The sequence below is a fragment of the Microbacterium sp. P2_F9 genome (genome assembly GCF_056403635.1).
The window spans coordinates 1-9522 of sequence record NZ_JBFUFC010000149.1 but is presented as its reverse complement, the minus strand read 5'-3'; the positions used below and the strand labels follow the sequence as shown (position 1 = coordinate 9522).

General features: G+C 70.6%; 10 protein-coding genes and 1 pseudogene. 1 reads left to right on the top strand and 10 read right to left on the bottom strand.

Translation table 11 applies throughout. The features are described 5' to 3' along the window. From AC1DVT_RS14530 to AC1DVT_RS14500, 7 genes and pseudogenes are all read right to left on the bottom strand, one after another. A pseudogene (locus AC1DVT_RS14530) lies at positions 1-177 on the bottom strand (deoxyribose-phosphate aldolase); the annotation flags it as partial. 58 nt (positions 178-235) lie between these two features. Further along, entirely contained in the window at positions 236-607 is a 372-nt protein-coding gene (locus AC1DVT_RS14525; RefSeq protein ID WP_457100561.1) for a hypothetical protein, read from the bottom strand. Positions 608-666: 59 nt separating this feature from the next. Further along, positions 667-1626 carry a bifunctional riboflavin kinase/FAD synthetase gene (locus tag AC1DVT_RS14520; protein WP_457100562.1) on the bottom strand — a complete coding sequence of 320 codons (960 nt, stop codon included), beginning with the start codon at positions 1624-1626 and terminating at the stop codon, positions 667-669. Then, complete coding sequence (locus AC1DVT_RS14515; RefSeq protein WP_457100563.1) at positions 1623-2084, bottom strand: hypothetical protein; 462 nt, start codon at positions 2082-2084, stop codon at positions 1623-1625. Before AC1DVT_RS14515 ends, AC1DVT_RS14520 begins: the two co-directional genes overlap by 4 nt. A 62-nt stretch (positions 2085-2146) precedes the next feature. After that, complete coding sequence (locus tag AC1DVT_RS14510) at positions 2147-2515, bottom strand: hypothetical protein (protein WP_457100564.1); 369 nt, start codon at positions 2513-2515, stop codon at positions 2147-2149. After that, positions 2512-3396: a tRNA pseudouridine(55) synthase TruB gene (truB, locus tag AC1DVT_RS14505; protein ID WP_477389741.1), complete on the bottom strand. Its 885-nt coding sequence runs from the start codon at positions 3394-3396 to the stop codon at positions 2512-2514. The genes AC1DVT_RS14510 and truB overlap by 4 nt, the downstream gene beginning before the upstream one ends. Further along, a complete protein-coding gene (locus tag AC1DVT_RS14500; protein ID WP_457100566.1) occupies positions 3396-4082 on the bottom strand; it encodes a nucleoside/nucleotide kinase family protein in 687 nt (228 codons plus the stop codon). The genes truB and AC1DVT_RS14500 overlap by 1 nt, the downstream gene beginning before the upstream one ends. A gap of 151 nt (positions 4083-4233) precedes the next feature. Between AC1DVT_RS14500 and AC1DVT_RS14495 the strand changes: the two genes are divergently transcribed. Beyond that, positions 4234-5124: an HhH-GPD family protein gene (locus AC1DVT_RS14495; RefSeq protein WP_457100567.1), complete on the top strand. Its 891-nt coding sequence runs from the start codon at positions 4234-4236 to the stop codon at positions 5122-5124. Here AC1DVT_RS14495 and AC1DVT_RS14490 read toward each other — a convergent pair. The 3 genes from AC1DVT_RS14490 to infB all read right to left on the bottom strand — a co-directional run. Next, positions 5045-6424, bottom strand: coding sequence for a glycosyltransferase (locus AC1DVT_RS14490; RefSeq protein ID WP_457100568.1), 1380 nt, complete (start codon positions 6422-6424; stop codon positions 5045-5047). The two genes, AC1DVT_RS14495 and AC1DVT_RS14490, sit on opposite strands and share 80 nt — an antisense overlap. Before the next feature lie 69 nt (positions 6425-6493). Beyond that, on the bottom strand, positions 6494-6976 hold the full coding sequence (rbfA, locus tag AC1DVT_RS14485; protein ID WP_457100569.1) for a 30S ribosome-binding factor RbfA: 483 nt from the start codon (positions 6974-6976) through the stop codon (positions 6494-6496). A 55-nt stretch (positions 6977-7031) separates the two neighbouring features. Further along, positions 7032-9522, bottom strand: a 2491-nt coding sequence (gene infB, locus AC1DVT_RS14480) for a translation initiation factor IF-2 (RefSeq protein WP_477389740.1), incomplete at its 5' end; no start/stop codon positions are given.

Sequence of the window (9522 nt, the reverse complement as noted above, 5' to 3'; positions counted from 1 at the left end):
GGCCTTCGAGGTCGTCTTGACCGAGCGGCTGCCGAGGTCGGCCGCGCGCTGTTCGAGACCGACCGCCTCCACACCGGGGAGCCCGTGCAGATAGCGGCGCAGGGTGGTGTCGTCAGGCTCGCCGCCCAGCAGCTCGGCCGCTCGCTGTGGCAGGGTCTGCAGGTCCGTCCGGCTCATCGCACTCCTCCATCGACTGGGATCTGTCGCATCGCTTCGAGCCGCATCCGTGCCCGGCTCATTCGGTGGCGGATCGGGCGACCGTGCTCGCGTGCCTCAGCAGCACGACCAATCCGATCGCGACGACCACGACGAACGCGATGCTCAGCGCGGTGAACGCGAACCAGTTCTCATCCAACGCGAGCACAATGGCCGCGGCCACCACGGTGATCACCGCCGCGGCGATCTTCGATCCGAACTTCAACCCTACCGCCGGGGTCAGCCGCCCGGCCGGGGAATCCGCCCTGGCCAGGATGAAATCGGCGAAGGCGTCGAGGGTCGCCAGCAGCGACGCCGAGTACGCGACCGCGCAGCCGAGTGCGCCCCAGAGGTTGACCGACGGAGCGGCCCCGGCATCCGCGGCGGCGAGCACGAGCTGTGCGGCATCCACGTCCTTGATCGTAGAGCCGCGCCCCGGCAGGGTCTACCGGCGCCGGGGCATTGCGGCGGTCAGGACAGCAGGCGCCGCACGGTGACGACGTCGTCCGCGATCTGCTCGACGAGAGCCGGCACCCCCTCGAAGGCGACCATCCCGCGCACGCGTGCCACGAACTGCACCTCGACACGGTGGCCGTACAGATCGATGTCCGTCTCATCGAGGACGTGCGCCTCGACCAGGCGCTCCGTCACGTCGTCGAACGTCGGGTTCGATCCCACGCTGATCGCGGCGGGGAATCGGATGCCGGGCCGCAGCCGGCTCGGCGACCCCTCGTCGACGAGCCAGCCGGCATAGATGCCGTCCGCGGGGATGAATCCCTCGAGTTCGGGAGAGAGGTTGGCGGTGGGGAATCCGAGTTCGCGTCCGCGCTTGTGTCCGTGCACGACCTCGCCCCACACCGAGGCGGGACGGCCGAGCAGCTTGGCGGCGGACTCCACCTCGCCCTCGGCGAGGAGTTCCCGGATCCACGTCGAGGAGACGCGGCGGTCCGTATCGATCGAACGCACATCGTCGACCACGTCGACGCGGAAGCCCAGCTCCTCCCCCAGTTCGCGCAGGACGTCCGGGTTGCCGGTGCCGCCCTTGCCGAACCGGAAGTCGAGGCCGACCATCACGGTGCGCGCGCCGAGCGCGTCCACCAGGATCCGCTCCACGAAGTCGCGCGCAGGCAGGCTCGCGAGCTGCTCGTCGAAACGCAGCACGAGGGCCGCGTCGATGCCGGTCTCGGCGAGCAGCTGCACCTTCTGGGTCACCCCGATGAGATCCTCGGGGCACAGCTCGGGGCGCAGCACGCTCAGCGGGTTGCGGTCGAAGGTGACGGCGACGACGCGGGCGTCGCCGATCGCGGCATCCACCCGCGCACGCTCGAGCACGGCCCGATGGCCGGCGTGTACGCCGTCGAACTTGCCGATGGCCACCACGGAGGGGCCGAAACCTGCGGGCACCTCAGCGGGATCGCGGAAGACGATCACGGCGTCACCGAGGCGGTCGCGGCCTCCGCTCGCGCCTCTTCGTCGGTGAGCGGAGGGTGCTTCACAAGCCACCAGATCCCGAAGAAGGGCAGCACGAGGGGGATGAACAGATAGCCGATCCCGTATTGCGACCACACGGTCGGGTGCTGGAAAAGCTCCGGCAGGACGACGCTCAGCGTGCCGATCACCAGCACGCCGACCAGTTCGAAGCTGATCGCGACCCAGGCGACGATGTACCACCGTCTGCTGCCCGCGAACACGAGCGCGAGGGTCGCGACGATGTAGACGACGGCGGAGAGCGCAGACAGTGTGTAGGCCACCGGAGCGGCGTCGAACTTCTCGACGATCTGCACGAACGAACGACCGGTCGCCCCGAGGGCCATGATCGCGTACACGATCACGAGCACGCGGCCGATGCCGGAGATCCGGCGTGAACGGGTGGGGGAAGTCATCGTCATCCATCCTACGGCGCGCTCGGCGAGGGTCCCGGCGGGCGTCACGCGGTGTGATGCCGGATTGCTCAGGCGAGCTGGACGGTCCAGATGACGTGCATGCGCCACACCATCACGGCCACCGCCAGCGCGGTGATGCCCATGATCACCGTGCTCCAGCGGCTGCGCTCGAGCAGCGCCCATACGACGGCCGCGGGTGGCAGGATCACCGCGGACACCAGGTACACCCAGAACTCGAGCAGCGATCCGGTCGGGGGGTTGCCCAGGAACGGCGCGACGATCGCGATCACGACTTGGGCGATCAGCAGCAGTTCGAGCAAGGCGAGCGCGCCGACGGTCAGGTCGCTCGGTCGCCGGCCGGCGAGGCCGAGCACGACGCACAGGAGGCCGGCGACGACCGCGACGGCCACCTGGGCAAGCGTGAACCACAGGATCAACGGGCGGCCTCCGGCAGATTCATGACGCTCTTCACGTCGTCGCCGCGGCGTTCGACGATCCCCACCAGGACGCCTGCCGGGTCGATCGCCGCCGTGGGCGTCGTGCCGATCCGTGACGCCGAGCCGGGGAGCCGCTTGCCATGGCGGAGGTCCCGGGCCTCGTCATCCGTCACATCCAGTCTGCCGAGCACGACCTCGGCGGCCTGCGCCGGCTCGAGGAGCACGGCGGTCGCCAGGTCATCGACGGATGCCGCATCCCGAACGTCGAAGGGGCCGATGCGCGTGCGCCGCAGCGCCGTGAGGTGCCCGCCCACGCCGAGGCTCGCGCCGAGGTCGYGGGCCAGCGCTCGGATGTACGTGCCGCTGGTGCAGTCCACGACGACATCGAGATCGATGAACCCCTCCTCGCGGCGCTCGGCGAGGACGTCGAAACGCGACACCGTGACGGCGCGCGCGGCGAGGACGACCTCCTCCCCCGCGCGGGCGAGATCGTAGGCGCGCCGGCCGTCCACCTTGATGGCCGAGACCCGGCTGGGGACCTGCGAGATCGGGCCGCGCAGCGGGGCGATGCCCAGCTCGATCTGTGCGGAGGTGATGGCCGAGGCATCCGTCGCCTCGATGATCTGGCCGTCGGCATCATCGGTGTCGGTCGCGGCGCCGAGGCGGATCGTCGCCTCGTAGGTCTTGTCGAGGCCCACGATGAAGGTGAGCAGGCGCGTGGCGGCCTCGACGCCCAGCACGAGCAGGCCGGTGGCCATCGGGTCGAGGGTGCCGGCGTGCCCGATCTTGCGGGTGCCGAGCGCCTTCCGCGCGCGGGCGACGACGTCGTGGCTCGTGATCCCACCCGGCTTGTCGACGAGGAGGATGCCCGGCGCGGCCATCAGCAGAAGTCCTGGAAGACGCGGTAGGGGTGCGCGTGGTCGGTGTTGTCGACGATGGCGGATGCCGCGGTCCTCGGCCCGGCTTCGCGCAGGTAGAGCTCCTGCCCTTCGCGATAGCGGGTGTTCGAGGGCGCCAGGAAGTCGGGGTCGGTGCCATCACGATCGGCGACGCGGCGGGCGGCGACATCGAGCGGCACATCCAGCCACACCGACCAGTGCCAGATGCCGCGCAGCTCAGGTCGGTGCAGGAAGATCCCGTCGACGACGAGCACGGCGTCGCGCGGCGCCGTCACCCACTCGGAGCCGACCGGCGCATCGCGGTGCACGTCGAACGCCTCGAGCTGGAACCCCGTCGACGCGCCGGTCTGCCCGCCATCGCGGAACGGGTCGATGAGGACCCGGCGGAACGTGGCGTAGTCGTACGAGTCGCGGTAGAAGCCCTCCGGCGACGTGCGGCCGCGGGCGTACCGCTCGACGCGCGGCCGGTGGAATCCGTCGATGCTCGCGCGGAAGACCGCCGAGCCGTCCTCGGCGAACACTGACGCCAGGCCCTCGGCGAAGGTCGTCTTGCCCGCTCCGTCGATGCCGTCGACCGCGACGATGACGCGGCCCGCCCGGTAGTCGTGGCGCACCTCGTCGCGCAGGCTGCGCCACAGGGTCGTGGCGGGCGTGATCGGCAGGCGCATGCCTCCAGCCTACGGTCGGCGCACGCGTGGCTCGCTCGGCACCCGAGGAGATTCGCAGTGCTGAGGACGCTTGATGGCCGCGGCATCCTCGGAAGTGCGAATCTCCTCAGGAGCAGAGGGGCCCCGCCTGCGGCCGCCTAGGCTGAACCGCATGCCCGATCTCGCGACCCCGCTGGTCGCCTGGTACCGCGGCAGCGCACGCGATCTGCCCTGGCGCCGCCCGGGCTTCGATGCGTGGGGTGTGCTGGTGAGCGAGTTCATGCTCCAGCAGACGCCGGTGAACCGCGTGATCCCCCACCTGGAAGCCTGGCTGCACCGCTGGCCGACCCCGGCCGCGCTCGCGGCAGACGCCCCGGCGGAGGCGGTCAGGCAGTGGGCGAATCTCGGCTACCCGCGGCGGGCGCTGTGGCTGCACCGGGCGGCCGTGGAGATCCGCGACCGGCACGACGGGGTTGTGCCGCGGGATGTGGAGGCGCTCCTCGCCCTGTCCGGCGTCGGCGATTACACAGCGCGAGCGGTGGCGGTGTTCGCCTACGGCGACCGGCATCCGGTCGTCGACACGAACACCCGCCGCGTGCTCGCCCGCGCGATCGACGGCCGCTCGCAGCCGGGACCGCCGTCCCGACGCGATCTGGCGGCGATGGCGGGGGTGCTGCCCGCCGACCCTGAGGCCGCGCGGATCATGAACGCGGCCACCATGGAGCTCGGCGCGACGACCTGCACCGCCCGCGCCCCGAGGTGCCTCGCCTGCCCGGTGGCCGACCTGTGCGCCTGGCGCGCGGCAGGCTACCCCGACACCGGCGACGAACGCCGCCGTCAGGCGCGATACGAGGGCAGCGACCGGCAGGCACGCGGCGCGGTGCTCAAGGCGCTGCGGGATGCCGCACCCGAGCCGGTCGCCCTCGACGAGGTCGTCGCGGACTGGCCGGATCCGCTGCAGCGGGATCGGGCGATCGACTCGCTCATCGCCGACGGGCTCGCCGAGGCGTCCGGGGAGCTCCTGTCGCTGCCGGGACATCCACAGCGCGAACCGGGCCGGTGATCGCCGAACCGTATCGATCCGACGCGACCAGCTCGGTGACGATGCGCTCGAGGTCCGCCACACCGGGCGCGGACGCGATCTCCGCCTGCAGCGCCAGGGCGCGCTCGCGGTAGTGCCGCTCGGCGAGCACCTTCTCAACGGCGGTGGCGATCTGGGCCTGGGTGGGGGTGCCCGTACGCAGATTGATGCCGACGCCGGACCACTCCACGCGACGCGTGGTCTCCATCTTGTCCTCGGTGTCACCGGCGACCACGATCGGAACCCCGTGCCCGAGCGCGAAGTGCAGACCGCCGTAGCCGCCGTTCGTGACGAAGACCCTGACCTTCGGCATGAGCAGGTCGTATGGCAGGAACTCGGCCGCCCGCACGTTCGGCGGCAGCGGCCCGAGCACGTCCACCGGGGCTCCGCCGGTGGATACCACCACGAGCACGTGGTGGTACTCGAGGGCGCGCATGGTGGGGAGGACAAGGTCCTCGAAATCCTCGTTGGCGACAGTGCCCTGCGAGACGTGCACCACCGGCAGGTCGCGGTCGAGCTCGTGCCACCACGACGGCAGCTCGGCGGCGCGCGACGAGGCCCGGATCACCGGTCCGATGAAGCTCACATTCGCGGGGAGGTCCCGCCGTGGGTACTCGAATCCGGGCACGGTGAACTGCGCGTAGTGGTCGGCGCGGACGGCCCAATCCATGAAGAACACGTCCAGCTGAGCCCCGGTGAGCTGCTCGACGATCTGCTCGACCTGGTGCTGCGGGGCGCGGAGGATGAAGTTCTTCGCCGCCCAGGCCAGGAGACGGTTGCGAGCCCTGCCCAGCGCATCYGAGCGCGGCAGGATGCCCAGTCCCCACGGCGCGGTGTCGACGCTGGAGAGACCGAGGGGAAGGATGCCGCAGGCCACCACCGGCGGGCGCGGCTGCTTCGAGAACACCAGCGCGGCAGCGCCGACCACGGTGAACTCGGTGAGGACGGCGTCGGTCCGCTCCGCCTCGATCGCCTCCCGCAGGGCCGCGTACTGGGCGGGCGCGGGGGCGACGAAGATCCGGTCGATGCTTCGCGCCACACCCCGGGCGCCCGATGGCCTCCCGCCCTCCGCGACCATCTCGGCGAGAACTGCCTGATGATCGACCTGGGCCTCCGCGGGCCACGGAATGAACTCCGCACCGGTGCGCCGCACCGCATCGGCGAACCGGTCGCCCGCGAGAAACCGCACGCGATGCCCTGAGCCGGTGAACTGCTCGGCGACGCCGAGCATCGGCGCGACATGGCCGTCGGCGACGTTGGCGGCGAGCAGAACGGAGACCATCGCCGGCTCCCCTCGGTCGTCGGACGACCTAGGAGAATGATGACGCCCGCCACAGCGAGCGTCAACGGGTCAGACCCCGACGGCGTCCTCGTCCTCGTCGGCGCGGGCCTCGTCGGACTCGTCGTCCTCGTCGAACTCGCGCGGCTTGACGTACGGGTCGGCATCGCCGGCGTAGTTCGCCGAGGAGGCGAGCCCTGCGACGGCTTCATCCCGCTCGCGTGCTTCCCGCAGGAGCGCCGAGATGTGATCGGCGTTCTCCGGGATCGCGTCGAGGATGAACTCGAGCGACGGGGTCAGCCGCACGTTGAGGTGCTTGCCGACCTCGGAGCGCAGCATCCCGGTCGCCGACTTGAGCGCTTCCGCGGACGCGTCGCGCTCCTCTGCCGTGCCGAGCACGGTGTAGAACACCGACGCGTGCTGCAGGTCGCCCGTCACCTTGACGTCGGTGATCGTGACGAATCCGAGCCGGGGGTCGCGCAGACCCTTTTCGAGTCGCTCTGCGAGGATGACGCGGATCCGGTCGCCCAGGCGCGCTTGACGTTCGCTGCCCATTGTTCTTCCTCTCCCATGGTGAGGGGCGCCCGGAGGCGCCCCTCACGCAGTGGAACTAGCCGCGCGGCTTCTCGATGAGCTCGGTGGTCTCGATCTCGTCGCCGATCTGGATGTCGTTGAACTTGCCGAGTCCGATACCGGCCTCGTAGTCCGTGCGCACCTCGGTGACGTCGTCCTTGAAGCGACGCAGCGACTCGATGGCCAGGCCATCGGCGAGCACGACGCCATCGCGGATGACGCGCGCCTTCGCGTTGCGCGTGATCGTTCCGGAGCGGACGATGACACCGGCGATGTTGCCGAACTTCGAGGAGCGGAACACCTCGCGGATCTCGGCGACACCGGACTGCACCTCTTCGAACTCCGGCTTGAGCATGCCCTTGAGGGACTGCTCGACGTCGTCGATCGCGTTGTAGATGACCGAGTAGAACCGCGTGTCCACGCCCTCGCGGGAGGCGCGCTCGCGCGCCTTCGAGTCGGGGCGGACGTTGAACCCGATGATGATCGCGTTGTCGATCGTCGCAAGGTTGACGTCGGACTCGGTGATCGCACCGACACCGCGGTGGATGATCCGCAGCTGCACCGAGTCGTCGACCTCGATCTTGAGGAGCGACTCCTCCAGCGCCTCGACGGCACCGGACACGTCGCCCTTGATGATGAGGTTGAGCGACTCGACCTTGCCCTCTTCGAGTGCACGGGTGAAGTCCTCGAGCGAGATGCGCTTGCGGGCCTTGGCCAGCTGGGCGTTGCGCTCGGCCGCTTCACGCTTCTCAGCGATCTGACGGGCGAGGCGGTCCTCGTCCGTGACGATGAACGTGTCACCGGCACGGGGCACGGAGTTGAGCCCCTGCACCTGCACGGGGCGCGACGGGTAGGCCTCGAGGACGGCATCGCCGTTCTCGTCCGCCATGGCACGGACGCGGCCGTAGGCCGTTCCCGCCACGATGGAGTCGCCGACCCGGAGCGTTCCGGACTGGATGAGGACGGTGGCCACGGATCCGCGGCCCTTGTCGAGCTTCGCTTCGATCGCGACACCGCGGGCGGCCTTGTTCGGGTTGGCCGTGAGGTCCAGACCCGCATCGGCGGTCAGCAGCACGGCATCCAGCAGTTCCTGGATGTTCGTGCCGGCACGTGCCGAGACGTCGACGAAGATCACATCTCCGCCGTACTCCTCTGCGACGAGGCCGTACTCGGTGAGCTGCTGGCGCACCTTGGCCGGGTTGGCGTCGGGCTTGTCGATCTTGTTCACCGCGACCACGATCGGCACGCCGGCGGCCTGGGCGTGGTTGAGCGCCTCCACCGTCTGCGGCATGATTCCGTCGTCTGCCGCGACCACGAGGATCGCGAGGTCGGTCACCTGCGCACCACGAGCACGCATGGCGGTGAACGCCTCGTGACCAGGGGTGTCGATGAAGGTGATCGCGCGCTCGATGCCGTCGTGCTCGGTCCAGACCTGGTACGCACCGATGTGCTGCGTGATGCCACCGGCCTCGCCGGCGACCACGTTGGTCTGACGGATGGCGTCGAGCAGACGGGTCTTACCGTGATCGACGTGGCCCATGACCGTGACGACCGGCGGACGGATCTCGAGGTCGTCTTCGCTCTCGTTCTCGAGTTCTGCGTCGAGGTCGAGACCGAAGCCCTCGAGGAGCTCCTTGTCCTCGTCCTCGGGCGAGACCATCTGGATCTTGTACCCGAGCTCGACACCGAGGACCTCGAAGGTCGCCTCGTCGAGGGACTCGGTGGCCGTGGCCATCTCGCCCAGGTTGAAGAGAATGGTCACCAGCGTGCCGGGCTGCACCGTGTAGCCGGTGATGTTCTCGATCTTGTCGGCGAAGTCCGAGATCGACGCGCCGCGGCGCATCCTGATGATCTCGCCGTTTCCGCGCGAGACGTTGACGCCACCGACGATCGGGGCATCCCTCATCTCGAACTCTTGGCGCTTCGCCCGACGCGACTTGCGCTGCCTGGACTTGCCGCCACCCTTGCCGAAGGCACCTGCGGTGCCGCCGCCAGGACCGCGACCGCGGCCACCTGCGCCACCGGGACGACCGGCGAAACCGCCGGCTGCCGGGGCACCAGGAGCGCCACCGGGACGCTGGAAGCCGCCACCGGCACCGCCGGGACGACCTGGCCCACCCGGGCGCTGCTGGAACGGAGCGCCACCGGGACGACCGGCGCCACCCGGACGGCCGGGACCGCCAGGACGTGCGCCCGGTGCACCCGGACGCGGGGCGCCGGGACGCGGAGCCTGCGGACGCGGGATGTTGCCCGGGCTCGGGGTCGGGCGCTGGCCCATCCCCTGCGCCGAAGCGAACGGGTTGTTGCCCGGACGCGGGCCGGCCGGGCGCTGGCCCATGCCCTGCGCCGAAGCGAACGGGTTGTTGCCGGGGCGCGGGGCGCCGCCGGGACGAGGAGCGGGAGCCGCCCCTCCCGGTGTCGGTGCGGCGTCGGCGGAAGGAGCCGAGGGAGCTGCCGGGGCCTCGGCCGCGGGTGCGGCCGGTGCAGCGGGAGCCGCCGGTGCCGCCGGGGCGGGGGTCGCTGCGGCA

Excerpts from the sequence above, each read along its gene's own strand:
- AC1DVT_RS14495 (WP_457100567.1), top strand. The coding sequence starts at position 4,234 with ATGCCCGATCTCGCGACCCCGCTGGTCGCCTGGTACCGCGGCAGCGCA.
- AC1DVT_RS14515 (WP_457100563.1), bottom strand. The coding sequence starts at position 2,084 with ATGACGATGACTTCCCCCACCCGTTCACGCCGGATCTCCGGCATCGGC.
- AC1DVT_RS14500 (WP_457100566.1), bottom strand. The coding sequence starts at position 4,082 with ATGCGCCTGCCGATCACGCCCGCCACGACCCTGTGGCGCAGCCTGCGC.
- rbfA (WP_457100569.1), bottom strand. The coding sequence starts at position 6,976 with ATGGGCAGCGAACGTCAAGCGCGCCTGGGCGACCGGATCCGCGTCATC.